Here is a 17,219-nt window from a genome sequence, read left to right on the forward strand (position 1 = left end):
GCTACATCAAATCCTCTTCTTGGAATGATTTTGTTCTTCTAAACTGCCATAGGGCTACCGTGATGACTATGAGTGATAGGATCATGGTAACTGCAGCGGCTTTGCCGTATTGGGCAGAAGTCATTGTCAGTTTATAAATCCAGGATATAAGAATATCCGAACCGCCGGCATTTTGGCCCGGAATGGCCGGTCCCCCGCCATTAAACAAGAAGATAACATTAAAGTTGTTGAAGTTGAATGTATACTGAGTAATGATAATGGGTGCCGTTGCAAAAAGAACCAGCGGCAGAGTGATTTTTGTGAATTTCTGCAGGATCGTTGCACCATCCACTGTTGCAGCTTCATAAAGCTCATCCGGAATGGACTGCAGCACACCTGTTGTCATAGCAAAAATGAACGGGAATCCAAGCCATGACTGAATGAAAATTAATGCTAAACGTGTCCAATTTTCCTCTGTCATCCATGGAACAGGACCGATGCCAATTGCATCCAGAATCGTTTTATTAATCACACCAAATGTCTCATTGAACATCCCTGAGAAAATCAGGATCGATATAAATGCAGGAACTGCCCAAGGGAGAATGAAAATTGTTCGGATAATCGCTTTCCCTTTAAGATCCTTCTGGTTAACGAGAATTGCCAGGAAAATACCCAGAGCTACCTGCAAAGAGGTAGCTACAAAAGTCCAGACTATTGTCCAGCCCATTACGCCAAAGAAGGTTTTTCTCCATAAATCCAGCTTGAAGATATCGATAAAATTCTGAATGCCAACCCAATCTACCAGTTTTGCAGGCGGAGAATGATATAGATCATAGTTTGTAAATGCAAGAAGAACTACGAATAAGATATGAAAAATAACTACGAAAACTAAGAGAAAAAATCCTGGTGATATCATTAAATATGGAAAACCATTATCAAGGAGATTGTGGTACTGTTCCCTGACACTGTTTAATTTCAGCCCCAAATCACGTTTTTTTCCATTATTATATGCATCATAAATATTGAAAGCATATATGATAAGTCCCAATGCTGTTACAATCAGTGCGATAATTCCATCGATCAGGAGAAAAATTGAGTGGTCCAGAACTGGAATTTCCCCCAGTGTAATAAGTCCCCAGAATCCCCAATTTAGTGTGTCATAGAATGCTGCAAAGAACGAAACAGTAAGAATTAAGAATATGGCACCTTTCACGAATTGTTTATTATAAAACTGTCCAAATCCAGGCAGGATGGATAATAGAGCAGCATTTCTTCCATGATTGGATGTCATTTTTTTTGTTTCCATATGGCTGTGGCCTCCCCTTTCTTTATAGGAGAAAGTATTTTCTATTATTATAATTCATTTCCAAAATAATAGCGGCTGTTTTTGTGCAAACGGTTGCTTTAAAGAGGAACAGGAAAGCGGCTTCTGCCGCTTCTATTTAAAGATATGAATGTATTAATTCTGAAGTTGATTAACTGTCTAGCTCCAGACAACAGCGGCTCTTGGAGCTAAGCCAAGCGGGCTCCTTCTGCTTTTTTTGGCATTATATAAAAATGATGGGCAATACCTCCTGGGAGGTACCGCCCTTTGTCTGTCAAGATTTACTTGGCAGGGTGATTTGTTTCGATATTTGTTTTAATCGTTTTTACTGCATCGTCAAGTGCTGCCTTTGGTTCAGCTTTTCCTGTTGCAATCGTTTGAAGTGCAGAGGCCATTGGTCCCCAGACTTCAGCCATTTCAGGAATGTTTGGCATTGGAACAGCATATTGAGATTGCTCTGCGACTGCTTTTGCAGCTTCATTATCTGCAATTACAGGATCTTCAATAAGAGATTTTACAGGAGGGATTTCCTGAGTTGTCTCGAAACGGATTTTTGAGTTTTCTTCATTTGTAATATGCTCAACAAATTTTGTTGCCCAATAAGGGTTTTTAGTGAATGCAGTTACATGCCAGCCTTTAACACCCATGAATGTTTTAACAGGCTCACCGTTAGGAAGCTTTGGCATTACAGAAACTCCAACATCAATTCCTGCATCCTTCATGCCTTGAAGTGCCCATGGACCATTCATAACAGAAGCAGCTTTTCCTTCATTGAATAAGCCATCCATTGCTGCTCCGCCGCTTTCCCCGATGATTCCTTTAGGGAATAAGCCCTCACTGTACCATTTTTGAATGAACTCAGCACCTTCAACAGCGCCTTCGTTGTTTAAGCCTACATCTTCACGGTCTAATGCACCGTCATTTTCCTTGAAAACATATCCGCCCATGCCAGCAATAGGTCCGTGTGCGAAATAGAAGTTATCGAATAGAGCCAGGAATCCGTACTGTCCGCCAGCCGTCAATTCTTTAGCTTGAGTGTAAAGCTCATCCATTGTTTCAGGAGCTTTTTCCATTAATGCTTTATTATAGATGAAAACTGGTGTTTCAGTTGCTTTTGGAAGACCATATAATTTTCCGTCAAACATTTGAGCAGTGATGGATGATTCTGTGAAAGTATCAAGAACACTGTCTTCTACCTGGATTTCCTGAAGAAGACCTTCAGTTACAACCTGGCCAATCTGGTCATGAGGAAGTGTAACAACGTCAGGTGCATTTCCCGCAGGTCCATCAAGTCTTAATTGGTCACGGATCTTATCTGCCATGCCCAACTCTTTAAATTCAACTTTAATTCCATATTCTTTTTCAAAAGACTCAATGGCAGGCTTTAAAGCTATGCCTTTATCTGTGTCTTCCCAAACTACTAATTTTTCCGGTTTTGGCTCTTCAGCCTGGTTTTCGCTTGTGCCGTTATCTTTATCTGTGTTTTCCGGCTGTGCCTCACGCTGAGGACCGCAAGCTGCCAGCATTCCGATCACTAATACCAGCATCATAAAGAAAGATAGTGACTTTTTCATGATATTGCCCCCTTTAAATAAATCTGTTGAGTAATGCAAAAAGTACAACCGTTTGCACAAAAGTGTAAACGCTTTTATCTATTTCTAAAAAATATGAGCGTTCACTTAAACTATTACCCAATGAAACCGCTTAATGAAAACGATTGCACAATTTCTAATTTTTATTATACAAGGTTTTTGGGCTTTTACAACTACTTTTTTCTAAATATTTTTAAGCGAAAATTAATTTCAAAAGATTGATACTCATTTCTCTACTATATTTTCATTTCTTTCATATGGTATAATGCAAGCGATTGCACTTTGAAAGGGGAATTTCAATGGAAAAAGCAGCTATCATACATTATCCTGCTGATCATTATGTTTATCCCATCAGCAAGAAAACCTTACATATTAGACTGCAAACAAAGAAAGAAGATGTTTCTGAAGTCACTTTAATACACGGTGATCAATATCTTTGGGCAGATGGAAAATGGCAGTATGAAAAAACGGAAATGAAGAAATCCGGATCTGATGGCATTCATGATTATTGGCATGTATATATTGACCCGCCACATAGAAGATCCAGATACGGCTTTCAATTAAAGTCTGGTGAAGAAAAATTAATTTTGACCGAAAAAGGTTTTTACGAGGAGGCTCCTTCTGATTCAGGTTATTATTTCAACTTTCCTTATCTGCATCCTGAAGAAGTATTTAAAGCTCCTTCCTGGGTGAAGGATACAGTCTGGTATCAGATTTTCCCAGAAAGATTTGCTAACGGGAATCGCGGCAATGACCCCGAAGGAGTTCTTCCCTGGGGCAGTGAACAGCCTTCTAAGGATAACTTTTTTGGCGGTGATTTTGAAGGTGTCATTGAACATCTTGATTATCTTCACGAGCTTGGCATCACCGGCATCTATTTCACGCCTGTTTTTAAGGCATTTTCCAACCATAAATATGATACAATAGATTATCTGGAAATTGATCCCCAGTTCGGTTCAAAGGATACATTAAAAAGACTGGTTGAAGAATGCCATAAGCGGGATATTAGAGTGATGCTCGATGCTGTTTTCAACCATAGCGGATACTATTTTCCCCCTTTCCAGGATGTGCTTGAGAAAGGAGAAAAATCAAGATATAAAGATTGGTTCCATCCTCATAGTTTCCCGCTAAAAGGCGGGGAGTATCCTAATTATGAGACCTTCGCTTTTGTTGAGCAAATGCCAAAGCTGAATACACATAATCCAGAGGTAAAAAATTATTTGCTCAAAGTGGCCAGTTACTGGATTGAAGAATTTGATATCGACGGCTGGCGGCTGGATGTGGCCAATGAAGTTGACCATCAGTTCTGGCGTGAATTCAGACAGACTGTTAAACGAATTAAACCAGATCTCTATATTTTAGGGGAAATCTGGCACAATTCTATGCCCTGGCTGCGCGGAGACCAGTTCGATGCTGTCATGAATTATCCTTTTACCACGAACTTGCTTAATTTAATTGCAAAAAAATCCATTACCGGAACTGAATTCGCCAACAATATGACCGCTGAAATCCACAGCTACCCGGCCAATGTCTATGAAGCTGCATTCAATCTGGTTGGAAGCCATGATACACCCAGAATTTTAACGGAATGCGAAGAGGATAAAGACAGGGTAAAACTTATTTATACACTTTTATTTACCTTTATGGGTTCACCATGCATATATTATGGTGATGAAATTGGGCTAAGCGGTGAAATGGATCCCGGCTGCAGAAAATGCATGGAATGGGATGAGGAAAAACAGGATCGTGATTTACATTCTCATATTCAAAGGCTGATTAAGCTGCGGAAAGAGGAAAAGCTGCTGGCAAATGATGGCCATTTTGAATTTATTCAAACTGATTCTAATGTAGTTGCCTACCGCAAATACGATGACTTTAAAACAATCATCGTGCTCGCCAATCCTGCGGATGAAAATGCGGAAGTTACTTTGCCTTATCCGCTGAAAGGTGTAAAAGTTACTAATATGCTTACAGACGAAGAATTTGCAGCAGAAGCGGAGAACCTTAAAGTTCAGCTTGATGGGTTTGGGTTTGAAATCCTGTCCTTCCCCGCCAGCTTCAATAAATAGGAAACCTGATTGAAGTAAGGAAAGTTCTTAAGGGCAAGACCTTAAGGCTTTTCTTTTTTCGTTTTTAATTGTCGTCGGCCCCTCCTATTTACATGAAAATTTATTTACAAACAGGGAGAATAACCATGACTAAGAACCAGAAAAAATTGACATTATTTGCATTAACCTGGCCGATCTTTATAGAAATATTGCTTCACATGCTTATGGGGAATGCTGATACGCTTATGCTCTCGCAATATTCGGATGAATCCGTAGCTGCAGTTGGTGTGGCAAATCAGATCCTTTCTCTCGTGATCGTCATGTTTGGATTTGTTGCAACTGGGACGTCCATCCTTATTGCTCAAAATTTAGGCGCAAAAAATAATAAAACAGCTGCTGAAATTTCAATTGTCTCCTTAGGGGCAAACCTTGTATTTGGAATCATCTTAAGTATCCTTCTATATGTATCTGGCAAACCGCTGCTCCGGATGATGGATTTGCCGGTGGAACTTTTAAGCCAGGCAAACGCCTATTTGGTCATCGTTGGCGGCTTATCCTTTGTCCAGGCATTAATTATGACAATTGGAGCCATCATCAGAAGTTATGGGTTTACCAGAGATGTTATGTACATTACCATCGGCATGAACATATTAAATGTTATAGGCAATTACTTATTCATTTTTGGCCCATTCGGCTTTCCTGTATTGGGTGTAGAAGGAGTGGCGATATCCACTGTCATCAGCAGATTGATCGGATTTGCTGCTGCTGTCGCTGTCCTGCTTAGAAGAACAGAAAAAGCGCTTCCGTTCCGCTTACTTTTCCGCTTTCCAAAAAAACATATCAAAAATCTTTTAAGAATCGGGATCCCTTCAGCAGGTGAACATTTATCCTATAATGGGTCGCAGATGGTCATTACCATTTTCATCGCTGCTCTGGGTACAGAAGCTCTGACTGCAAAAGTTTATGCACAAAATATTATGATGTTCATTTTCCTTTTCAGTGTTGCCATCAGCCAGGGCACTCAAATCTTGATAGGCCATATGGTAGGTGGAAAGGATTATGAGGCAGCCTATAAAAGGTGCATGAAAAGTCTGCGCCTTGCCATCATGATTTCGTTCGGAACAGCCGTTATTTTCTCCTTATTCTCAGAAGAATTGATGGGCATATTCACTTCTAATCCAGACATCATAAAGATTGGCAGTGTTCTCATTCTTCTAACCATACTCCTGGAGCCCGGCAGATCGTTTAATTTGGTCGTCATTAACTCCCTCCGCGCAGCCGGCGATGTAAAATTCCCCGTTTATATGGGGATCCTGTCCATGTGGGGTGTAAGCGTCACCCTTTCCTATGTTCTTGGAATTCATTTTGGACTGGGACTTGCCGGCATTTGGATCGCTTTTATTGCCGATGAATGGCTTAGAGGATTACTCATGTTATGGCGCTGGAGATCCAGAGTCTGGGTTAACAAATCGTTTGTGTCATCAAAAGCAGTCTAAATAAGAAAAGCGGAAGCGCCTTGCTCACTGAGGAACGCAGACTAAATACGCCACGTCCTCCCAAAAGCTACCGCTTTCGGCCGTGCGATGTATCGCTGCGGCAGCTTTCCTTATCCTGCGGCAGCGTCTGCATGACCCCCATAATGAAAGCGGCAGTTAAGACTGCCGCTGTTTTTTCATTCTAAAATATTTATATTATAGTCTTTAAACCAAATATGAATCTGTGCAAGATGTGCTAACAGCTGAGGACCAGTCATAAGCTGCCCAAACCATGGTTCCTGGAATGAGTCACCGCCCGATTCTATTATATTCTTCAGCTGGCTGTAATCAAAGAATTCATACAGAGCGGATGACCGGTCTTCCAGGTATCCAGTGAGCATCTTTTGGACTGCTCCCGTATATTCCGGATTATGCGTTTTAGGGTACGGGCTTTTCTTTCTGTATAAGACTTCATTCGGCAGTATGCCTTCGAGTGCTTTGCGCAGGATTCCTTTTTCGCGGTTTCCATGCATTTTGATCTCCCACGGAATATTCCATACATATTCCACCAATCGATGATCGGCAAAAGGCACCCGGACTTCAAGGCTCGCCCCCATGCTCATTCTGTCCTTACGGTCCAAAAGGGTCGTCATAAAGTAAATCATATTAATATAGAAAAGTTCTCTCCTGCTTGCGTCTTCCTTGCTTTCCCCGTCTAAGGCAGGGGTTTCAGAGATTGCCTGAAGATATTTTTCCATGGCATAGTCATGGATATTTAATTTCTTCCTCCAATCTTCTTTCAATAGCCCCTGTCTGGCTTCGAGCGACCTCATCCACGGGAAGCCCTTGCGCTTTAAGTCTTCCTCTCTATGGAACCATGGATAGCCGCCAAATATTTCATCCGCGCATTCACCTGATAAGCTTACAACAAAATCCTTTTTTATTTCCCTGCAAAACCATAGCAGGGAGGAATCGACATCAGCCATGCCCGGAAGATCCCTTACATGCACGGATTCGATTAAATCCTCTGCCAGCTTCTGCTGGGTGATTATACAGCTGTTATGTCTCGTATTAAAGGACTGGGAAATTTTTCGGATAAATGCTCCATCCGAATTGGGCTGAAACTCATTTGCCTTGAAAAACTCTTCATTTCCCTCATAATCTATCGAATAAGTGTTCAATTGGCCTTTTCCATCTCTTTCGTAAGCTTTTGCCGCAATAGCGGTAATCGCACTCGAATCCACACCGCCGGAAAGGAACGTGCATAAAGGGACATCCGAGACCAGCTGCCTTGTTACAGCATCCGTAAATAATTCTCTCACTCGTTCAGCAGTTTCCTCAACATTATCCCCATGATGCGCACTTTTTACATTCCAATAACGCCATACCTTCAGTCCATTTCTCGAAAAGGTCAGCGCATGTGCAGGCCTTAATTCATCAATGCCTCTGAAAACTCCTGACCCTGGGGATCTTGATGGCCCCAGTCCAAAAACTTCTGCCAGACCTTCCCTGCCGATTTCAGCCTTAACATCAGGATGGGCCAAAATAGCCTTCAATTCAGATCCGAATATAATGCCCTGCTTCGTTTCTCTATAAAATAAAGGTTTTACCCCTAAACGGTCCCTGCCTATAAATAATTGTTCTTTCTTCTCATCCCATACAGCGAAAGCATAGATGCCATTCAAAAATTGAAGGCAATTTTCTCCCCATTCTATATAAGAAGTCAGCAAAACCTCAGTGTCAGAATGGCCATCAAACGAATATCCTTTTATAAGGAGTTCTTTACGGAGATCCTCCGTATTATAAAGCTCTCCATTATAGCAAATAGTATAGCGGTTTTGATGTTTTTCCCTAGTCATTGGCTGTTTTCCGCCTGCCGGGTCTACAACAATTAACCTTTTATGGCCGAATCCAGCATGCACATCTGTCCATATGTTTGTTTCATCTGGACCCCGCTTTGCCAGCGTATCCGCCATTTTTCCAATTGCTGCCGTTTCTTTTCTCATATCTTTTTGGAAATCAATCCAGCCGGTAATTCCACACATTTTACATCATCCTTTCAAAGCGGAATCGCATGGGCACATTTTTCATGATGCTATTGTATGCACAGCCTAGAAAAAAGTTAATTGTCCACATACAAGCGGTTATAAAAATCGCCAAAACTGTCTAAAAAGAAGTTGAGGAAGTTAATGGAGGTTTTATATGAATAGACAGCAGCGAACAAAGCTTATTGAATATCAATCCCGTGCTTTTACAGAAGGCACTGTAGAGTATATTAATGAACAATGGGTTTTTTTCGACCATGAAACAGATGAAGCATCATTATTGGATGAATTCCTCCATCAGGAAATGGAAATATTTCGCTTTAAACGGTGGAAGAAAGGCATTTTATTTGAGGATGGCAAAGTGGCCTTTGATGATGAAATATTCCACTTAAAGAATCAGGACTCGATCCGCATCCGAAAACATCTTGTTTTCTCCCTCGAGAGATTACTGGAGGAAATGAATGATGATGCCTTTTACCAGTTCGTAACCACTTTAAATTCCATGCAATTTTCGGTTTATGACTGTATTTATTGCTATAATCAGCTGGCATTTTTCAATGATAAAGACAGAAAAAGCGGTGTGAATTTTATCGTTTTTGATAATCAGGATCATATTTGCAATGTGCAGCACCATTTTTGCTATTATGAAAAAATGAGTGATCGGTTTGAATTTACCTTAAACAGCGGAAAAAGAATGGTTATTGAAAAGATTTCTTCATAAGAAATACGGAAGCGCCTTGACCACGAAGGAAAGCAGACTAAGAACGCCACGTCCTCCCAAAAGCTAACGCTTTCGGTCGTGCGAAGTATCGCTTCCGTAGCTTTCCTTGTCCTGTGGCAACGTCTGCATGACCTGCATCCTGCGGGCCTCAGGCATAAGACGGTTCCTGAAAGAAGGTGTTCTTCCTTCTGAAAGGAAACGGCTTATGACCCCGAGTCCCTATGAGCCGAAACAACACAAGCTTGTGATCTCGAGGGGGTAGGCAGATTGCACTAGTTCGACGTTCAAAATCTTATACTTTTTTCATAAAAAAACAGCAGCCTGCCTTTAATGGCGGTGCTGCTGTTTCTTTATTCTAGCTGTGCGTTTGGGCATATTTAGATAAGCCTTCCTCAAACTCACTGGTCATAAGCGGCTTATGAATATAGAAGCCTTGTGCATAATGGCATTTCAATTCTTTTAACAGCTCAATCTGCTCCTGTGTTTCCACCCCTTCTGCCACGACTTTAACAGCAAGTCCGTGTCCCATGGTGATGATGGCTTTTACAATGGCAACATCGGATGTGTTTAATCGCAGATTATTAATAAAAGACCGATCGATCTTTAATGTATTGATTGGAAGGTCCTTTAAATAACTTAGGGAAGAATAGCCTGTGCCAAAATCATCAATTGATACTTTGACTCCTATATTCTGCAGCGACTGCATGACTTGTATACTGTGCTCAACATTTCTCAGCATCGTGCTCTCCGTCAGCTCCAATGTTAAATATTGCGGCTCCATACCGGAAAGTTCCAATGCCATCTTAACTTCTTGAAGAAATCCTGGCTGCTGGAATTGATAGGCCGATACATTCACAGAGATGGAAAGCGATTTATAGCCAAGCATTTGCCAACGTTTATTCTGTTTACAAGCCGACCGCAATACCCAGCCGCCGATATCCTTAATGAGACCTGTCTCTTCTGCAAGAGGAATAAATTCACCGGGTGAAACAAGTCCAAGTTTTGGATGATTCCAGCGGATTAGGGCTTCGCTCCCGTATAAATTGCCAGTGTCAAGATCAATTAAGGGCTGATAGCATAGAAAGAATTCATTTTTCTGCAAAGCTTTTCTTAAGTAGCTTTCAAGCTCAAGTCTGACCATTGCCTGCTGATTCATTTCCATTGAGAAAAAGGTGACCCTGTTTCCTCCCTGCTGCTTGGAGCGATTTGTGGCAATATCCGCATTTTTCAGCAGCAAATGCTCATCGGCCCCATCATCTGGATGCAGGCTCGCACCAATGCTGGCAGTGACAATAAACTCCTGATTCGACTGAGATATAGGATGCGATATTTCATCTAATATCTTTTTGGAGACATTCATAACCTTCTCGATAGTTGCTTCCCTTGATAATACTAAAGTAAACTTATCACCGCTGAACCTTCCCAAATAAGAACCCGATGGCAAAACCCTTTCTATTCTTTCGGAAATTTCCTTTAACACCATATCCCCAGCAAAGTGACCCAGACTATCATTTATGATTTTAAATCGGTCGATATCAATAGAAAGAACGGCAATTTTCTTCTGTTTTTTTCTGGCTCTCTTTAATTGCATTTCCAATTGTTCTGTAAACTTCATTCTGTTTGGCAGCCCCGTATCCCGGTCAAAAAAAGCCAGTTCTGTTATCTTCTCTTCAATCTTTTTCTGTTCTGTAATATTTCTGCCAATTCCATAAATACCTACACATTCCCCATTAACAGTAATCGGAATATTTTTGAGCTGAAAAAGATTGGTTTCGCCAGATTTTGTATTGATATAAACGTTATAATATTGCTCTTTCCCTCTTAACGCCCGGTAAAAGTGCATTCTGACCCTTGGCACATCCGCATCACACACATATGAAAGAGCTGTTTTTCCGATTATTTCATCCTGCATGAACCCAAAAGTTTTCTCGAATGCAGGGTTAATACTTGTGAAATTCCCCTTCAAATCGGTTGAATAAACAAAATCTGCATTATTATCAAATAGAGATTTATAATATTGTTCAGACATTTTCAGACTGCTGTTTAATGCATTAATATCATCCTGAGAAGCATGCATTAAATGAGTCAAAGAAGTAATCGTTTTAAATTGGGCCGTCTTTTCATAAGAATATAGTTTTGGCTGATTCTTTTTTGATTCAGCAACATTTTCTGATAGAGCAAGATATGTAAGAGAATGTCCGACCATCTGCGGCACTCTGCCTTTTCGGAAAGAAATTTCCCCGTATGAAAAGAACCCATTCGCCGGGGCTATCCCCTGGAACATCTCCAGTTCTTTTTCCGTAAAATCTCTTGCAAACTGTTTTCGTGCCATACAATTGTATATAAATATGCTTTCAGGAGCTAACTGGTCAAGCTCTTTTAATTCCTGTAAAGACCGTTCAATGATGTCTTCCAGATTAGCATAAGCAAACGTGAGTGTGTCTCCTTCTTCAACCTTCCTGTTTACTTTAATAGCACCATTTCCGAGTAGTTTTATAATAAAAACAGAAACTTTTTCCCCGCGGTACTTTAACAGGAAAGGGAATTCAGTACCTGATTCCGGTAAATCCTTAATAAAAGCCTCACCCAAATAGTGCTTTAGAATATTTAAGGGCTTCTTATGATCTAAGGAATAGATGATAGATCCTTCGGCCTTTGTAACAGTAAAGCTTTTTCCAATCTCCTGCCACTGATAATTTGCAAACGGACGGACTGAAAGATGGCCGCTTTGAAGCGCAACTGCTGCAAGCCCATCGCTGGTGAGTCCATCTTGAGTAAAAGCTAAGCCCTCCTGAAATAAGCCATTATCTCCCGCAAGGCCCCCTGAAATCACTATATCTGGATGGGTTTCATTAATCCCCTCCAGCAAGGCTGTGGAATCTACATCAAATCCAGCAGGGAAAATAATTACAGCTTCTGTATTGAAGATAGCAAGTTCCCGTGCTAAGGTCTTGCCCATTTCATAACTATTCTTAAAATCAGTCCTGTTAAACAGGAAAGATTTTAATTCTGTTTTTTCAAAGACAGTAAAGCAGATCACTGTTTGTTTTTCCGTAATCCGGCCTTCATGAATTTCACCAGAAGTCGAACAGCCTGCTATTTGTGCAAATGGAAGCTTGTCTGCCAGTTCTTTTTGAAGTTTCGCGATATTTAGACTTTCAGGGTTTCCTGTAAAAACCTGCACCAGCAAATTAGGATATTCATCTAATTCGTTCAAGTCTATAAACCTATTCAGCTGGCTGGTATTCTTATATAAACATGAAATCGTCTTTGCCATAAAAACCCACCATCACAGTAAGATCATTAGAAAAATGCCAGTTACCCGCTAAAGGAACGCTCCTTATACAGCAGAGACTCCCATTTCTAATTTTTTATCATAGAGTTAGTTATATTTTTAAATTACCATATTTAGTGAAGTCATGACATGACAAAATTAGAAAAAGCTGCCTTTTTGGCAGCTTTCTCAAAAAATATCTTTATTTACGTCATAAATGTTAATGGCAATTTAACAAAGCCTAAATATAAAACCAGAATTAAAGCAACAACAAACTGCCCCCATAAAATAGATGTCTTTTTCCCTTTAACAGTTCGGATAATAATCATTTCAAACATAGCTATTACCCAAATGCCTACCAGGGACTTCAGCACATAAAGAAGGTCAATGCTGTTAAGGCTGCTTAAAATCCAAACCCCTGTTCCAATAATCAGCAAATAGAACAGTCTCAAGATCATGTGAACGACTTTTAAACCTTTTTGCTTGCCGCTTTTATGCATCATAAGGGCAATAATAAATAAAACTAGTGCCAAAAACCAAGTTGTTATATGGGCATGTATCATTCCAGTGCCTCCTATAGTAAAATTCGATACCATCATACCATATTGGCATAGAAAATCCTAAAATTATGGTGCTGCTAAGATCATTTAAGAACAACTTTGTGAACTATTTAAGGCAATATGTGATATTTTTCATGGACACTCTGAAAATATAAATTAATACGTAATGGCCTGTGATTTTGTACACAGGCCACCTGTTTATTTTTCTATACAATTTGTTAGAGTTCCTATTTTTTCAACTGTAATTTCCACTTTATCTCCCGGCTGAAGAAAGCGTGGAGGCTTGAAGCCTTTGCCTACACCTGCGGGAGTTCCAGTAGCAATAATATCTCCCGGCTCAAGGGTCATGCCTTTTGACAGGACCGAGATGATTTCTTCGATTGGGAAGATAAAGTTTTCAGTATTTGAACTTTGTCTCAATTCTCCGTTTACCTTTGTTTGAATATCAAGCTGATTCGGGTTTTCAATTGCAGATGAATGGACGATCCATGGACCCATCGGGCATGTGGCATCCAGGCTTTTTCCGATAAAAAATTGCTTATGGCGTGACTGCAGATCCCTTGCTGTCACATCATTAATAATGGTATAGCCAAAGATGTGATCCAATGCTTCTTCTTTGGGGATAGCCCGTCCTTTTTTTCCGATTACAACGGCAAGCTCTCCTTCATAATCCAGCTCTGCTGTAACATTATGATGATTTAATACCGTTTCATTATGGCCTATTACCGTTGTTGGCGATTTCGTAAATACCATTATATGCTCAGGAATGTCTTCTTTGCTTCCCATCTCAATTGCATGCTCGGCATAATTCTTGCCTACACAAAAGATATTCTTATCGGGACGGGGAATCGGGGCCTCCAATGCAACAGAAGCGAGCGGCCGGAAGAGTTCTTCCCTGCCGGGATTGCTGCTTAGCCAATCTTTTAATCTATGTACCTTCTCAATGAACTTATCTCCTAAGGCAATACATTCCTTCAAAGTCGCTGGCAAATCACTTTTGCCTTCCATTTTTACTAAAGCTGCATTTAGCGGAACAACCTTTGTGCCGGTTCCGTCCAATAAACCTGCCACACTTCCGCTGCCATCCTTAAAAGTAACAAACTTCATTCCCATCACCTCATTTTATTTTTCACTTTTTTAGTATAATATAAATTTTCAGATTTTTGGACTATTTATAAGTGAACCCAAATATTAACCCTTTCTCTTCCAACTAGGGATTTTCAAATAGGTGAAGCTCCTCCAAAGCCATTCAACCGGTCCATAATAATAGCGGGCAGCCCAGAAGCGGCTGATTATTACCTGAAAAGCGAAAATGAAAATAACCAGAAGTGTCCCCCAAAAAACAGATACCTTTCCATAGAAACCTAATCCATAACTATAAAAAATAAAAGTCGAGATAATAGACTGGAAAAGATAATTTGAGAGCGAAAGTTTCCCAACATATGAGAGCGGCAGCAGGAATCCGGGACCTTGACCATTTTTTATCATCACTGCTATCCCTAAACCATAAGCAATAGCCAGCAGCGGGCCTCCAAATATATCCTGCACGTAATCCAGTCCCAGATTGCTTTCCATCATGTATGGCAGCAATTTAAACAATACCCCTGCAGCCAAAGAGACCAGCATTATTTTCGTGAGGAATGCACGATTTTTTTCCGGTTCCTCCAGCCATTTCAGCTTGGCAGCTCCTCCTCCTATTAAAAATAAAGGAAAAATAGAGGCAATCATGATAGGCAGTGAAGCAAGATTATTAACTCCTGACCAGTCCTCTGCCCGCTGTACGGTAACCTCAGTAAAGCTTCCATTTTGATAGACCTGTAAAGAAGCTAATGCCGCTTGAGGGTCATAGATTGATAGCTCATCAGCAGGAACAAACAGAACAGTTGCAAAAAACAAAAGGGAAAATAACAGATTGGGAATGATGTAAAGCAATATTCCGATCAAAAGCATATTTCTTCCGGACATCTTTACAAACAGTAAAAACATAAAGCCAAAGATTGCATAATTAATTAGAATATCCCCATGCCATATGAGAAAAGCGTGAATGATGCCTAACAGCAGCAGAAGGGAAAATCTCCTTGCAGCCATTACTCCAAATCCAAGGCCTTTAGCCAGTGCACTCTCCCTCAGAATGACTAATCCGTAACCGAACAGCATGGAAAATAATGGATAAAAGCTGGCCTGCACAAAGATATCAATAAAAGCATAGGCTGCTTTATCTGCCGGGCTGTCCCACCATTCAAAAGGATCAATGTATAGATATGGCGAATGGAAAGAAAGCATATTAACCAAAAAGATCCCGAGGATGGCAAATCCCCTCATAATATCCAGCGAAATGATCCGATCCTTCTCCAGCACCGGACTGACTTGCCTGTCCATAAAACGCCTCCTTCTTTGGAAAGAAAATCTAACCTTAATGATAGAGAGCAGAATTCTAATTGTCCAGAAAAGAAATGCGGAAGCTCCTTGCCCACGAAGGAACGAGAGACTAAGGGGGCAGGCTGCTTGTGCTAGACAGCTATCATCATTCTTTTTGAAAAAAAAGACCCCAGCAAATGCTGTAGTCCCGGCTTTCAGTTAATTAACAAAACGGCCTGTTTTCCCTTTCAACTCCCAGTAATCATTCCGAAGATGGATTTTTTGGATTTTCCCCGAAGCTGTTTTCGGCAGCTCTTCGACAAAAGTCACTCCCGTTACAGCTTTAAAGTGGGCAAGTTTCTCCCTGGTAAAACTGATAATTTCCTGCTCAGTCAGTGTTTTCCCGTTTCGCAGCACGATGAACGCGTGCGGCGTTTCCCCCCACTTTTCATGAGGTACAGCTATAACGGCTGCTTCCAGTATTGCAGGATGCTCGTATAAAGCCCCTTCAATTTCGATGGATGAGATGTTTTCACCGCCGCTGATAATGATATCCTTTTTACGGTCTACGATATCGATATTTCCGTATTCATCTACATTTGCCATATCACCGGTATGAAGCCAGCCGCCTCGAATAGCTTCCATTGTTGCCTCTTCATTTTTCCAATAGCCTTTCATCACTCCGTTGCTGCGGACAACGACTTCACCGATTTCCAGGCCATTATGGGCCACTTCTTCACCCTGTTCATTAATTACCCTGACTTCACAGCCTATCATCTGGTGTCCTGCCTTTGCTTTCATCCGGTACTGCTGAGCAAGTGGAAGTTCTTTAAGATGAGATCGAATCGTCGATACAGTGCTTAATGGAGATGATTCAGTCATTCCATATACCTGTATGAACTCCCATCCAAGCTCCTTTTCTACTCTTGTTACAAAAGCTGGCGGTGGGGCGGAACCAGCTATAACAACTCTGACATCTTGTTCAACAGCCGGAACAAATTGTTCATAATGCTGCATCAGCGAATTCAGGACTGTAGGAGCCATATGCATGACGGATACTTTATGTTTTTGCACTTCATCAAAAATCCTTTCCGGAGTCGCTTTTCTTATACACACCTGAGAAGCTCCATTTGCCGTGTAATAAAAAGGAGAGCCCCATCCATTCACATGGAACATCGGGAGGACATGAAGCAATACATCCTGATCACTGACCCTTAAATGATGCATAGTTGACAATGCATGCAGGTAATTGTTGCGATGGGTCAGCATGACACCTTTTGGATTGCCTGTTGTACCGCTGGTATATAGAAGGCTGCACACATCATTTTCATCGAGGACTTCCCTCTGATATGGACTGCTGTCCTGGCTGCTGAGCCATGAATCATAATCACTCTCTTCAGTCTCTTCCTCTTTATAATGCACGAAGATTTTTTTCACAGTTTTCAGCTGATCTTTCACGGGAAGTATAAGGTGATAAAGATCCTGGTCTACAAATAGAATTTTGGATTCACTGTGATTTAATATATACAGATAATCTTCCGGCTTCAGCCGTATATTTAGAGGGACGATAATTCCTCCCAGCTGAAAAATGCCATAAAAGCCCTCCAGCATTTCGACGGAATTTGGTGCAAGAAAAGCCACCCTGTCCCCTTTTTCAATCCCTGAAGCCTTTAAGCCATGGGAGAGCTGATTAACTCTCGTATTCAATTCCTCATATGTAAAAACTCGATCATCTGCAAAAATGGCTTTCTTTGAACCGTAAAGAGACACAGCACGATCTAAAAACTGCGTTACTATTAATGGGACATTCATCTTATGGCCACCTCACTGAAAATTTAGTGAA

Annotated in this window: 11 protein-coding genes; 3 read left to right on the forward strand and 8 right to left on the reverse strand. The window is 40.9% G+C overall.

Annotation, left to right across the window (positions count from 1 at the left end):
- Position 1: 1 nt before the first annotated feature.
- Together MKY20_RS23350 and MKY20_RS23355 are read right to left on the reverse strand one after the other, a co-directional pair.
- Positions 2–1,285, reverse strand: coding sequence for a carbohydrate ABC transporter permease (locus MKY20_RS23350; protein WP_341003139.1), 1,284 nt, complete (start codon positions 1,283–1,285; stop codon positions 2–4).
- 299 nt (positions 1,286–1,584) lie between these two features.
- Positions 1,585–2,877 (reverse strand): extracellular solute-binding protein, encoded by a 1,293-nt coding sequence (locus tag MKY20_RS23355; RefSeq protein WP_009331269.1) that lies wholly within the window; start codon positions 2,875–2,877, stop codon positions 1,585–1,587.
- A gap of 317 nt (positions 2,878–3,194) precedes the next feature.
- On the opposite strand from MKY20_RS23355, the gene MKY20_RS23360 reads away from it, so the two are divergent.
- Positions 3,195–4,964 (forward strand): alpha-glycosidase, encoded by a 1,770-nt coding sequence (locus tag MKY20_RS23360; RefSeq protein WP_009331270.1) that lies wholly within the window; start codon positions 3,195–3,197, stop codon positions 4,962–4,964.
- 125 nt (positions 4,965–5,089) lie between these two features.
- A complete protein-coding gene (locus tag MKY20_RS23365; protein ID WP_009331271.1) occupies positions 5,090–6,439 on the forward strand; it encodes an MATE family efflux transporter in 1,350 nt (449 codons plus the stop codon).
- Between the two features lie 176 nt (positions 6,440–6,615).
- Here the strand turns inward: MKY20_RS23365 and asnB are convergent, their stop codons facing one another.
- A complete protein-coding gene (gene asnB / locus MKY20_RS23370) occupies positions 6,616–8,463 on the reverse strand; it encodes an asparagine synthase (glutamine-hydrolyzing) (protein WP_251174418.1) in 1,848 nt (615 codons plus the stop codon).
- Positions 8,464–8,620: 157 nt separating this feature from the next.
- On the opposite strand from asnB, the gene MKY20_RS23375 reads away from it, so the two are divergent.
- Positions 8,621–9,184 carry a DUF2777 domain-containing protein gene (locus tag MKY20_RS23375; protein WP_009331273.1) on the forward strand — a complete coding sequence of 188 codons (564 nt, stop codon included), beginning with the start codon at positions 8,621–8,623 and terminating at the stop codon, positions 9,182–9,184.
- A gap of 355 nt (positions 9,185–9,539) precedes the next feature.
- Here the strand turns inward: MKY20_RS23375 and MKY20_RS23380 are convergent, their stop codons facing one another.
- From MKY20_RS23380 to MKY20_RS23400, 5 genes are all read right to left on the reverse strand, one after another.
- Positions 9,540–12,461, reverse strand: coding sequence for a bifunctional diguanylate cyclase/phosphodiesterase (locus tag MKY20_RS23380; RefSeq protein WP_251266741.1), 2,922 nt, complete (start codon positions 12,459–12,461; stop codon positions 9,540–9,542).
- A 203-nt stretch (positions 12,462–12,664) separates the two neighbouring features.
- Complete coding sequence (locus MKY20_RS23385) at positions 12,665–13,021, reverse strand: YisL family protein (protein WP_009331275.1); 357 nt, start codon at positions 13,019–13,021, stop codon at positions 12,665–12,667.
- 195 nt (positions 13,022–13,216) lie between these two features.
- Positions 13,217–14,125 carry a fumarylacetoacetate hydrolase family protein gene (locus tag MKY20_RS23390; protein ID WP_009331276.1) on the reverse strand — a complete coding sequence of 303 codons (909 nt, stop codon included), beginning with the start codon at positions 14,123–14,125 and terminating at the stop codon, positions 13,217–13,219.
- A gap of 84 nt (positions 14,126–14,209) precedes the next feature.
- On the reverse strand, positions 14,210–15,397 hold the full coding sequence (locus tag MKY20_RS23395) for a DUF418 domain-containing protein (RefSeq protein WP_019381454.1): 1,188 nt from the start codon (positions 15,395–15,397) through the stop codon (positions 14,210–14,212).
- 198 nt (positions 15,398–15,595) lie between these two features.
- Positions 15,596–17,188, reverse strand: a complete 1,593-nt coding sequence (locus tag MKY20_RS23400; RefSeq protein WP_009331279.1) for a long-chain-fatty-acid--CoA ligase — start codon at positions 17,186–17,188, stop codon at positions 15,596–15,598.
- Positions 17,189–17,219: the final 31 nt, after the last annotated feature.

The organism is Cytobacillus sp. FSL W8-0315 (assembly GCF_038002905.1).
Lineage (GTDB): Bacteria > Bacillota > Bacilli > Bacillales > Cytobacillaceae > Cytobacillus > Cytobacillus pseudoceanisediminis.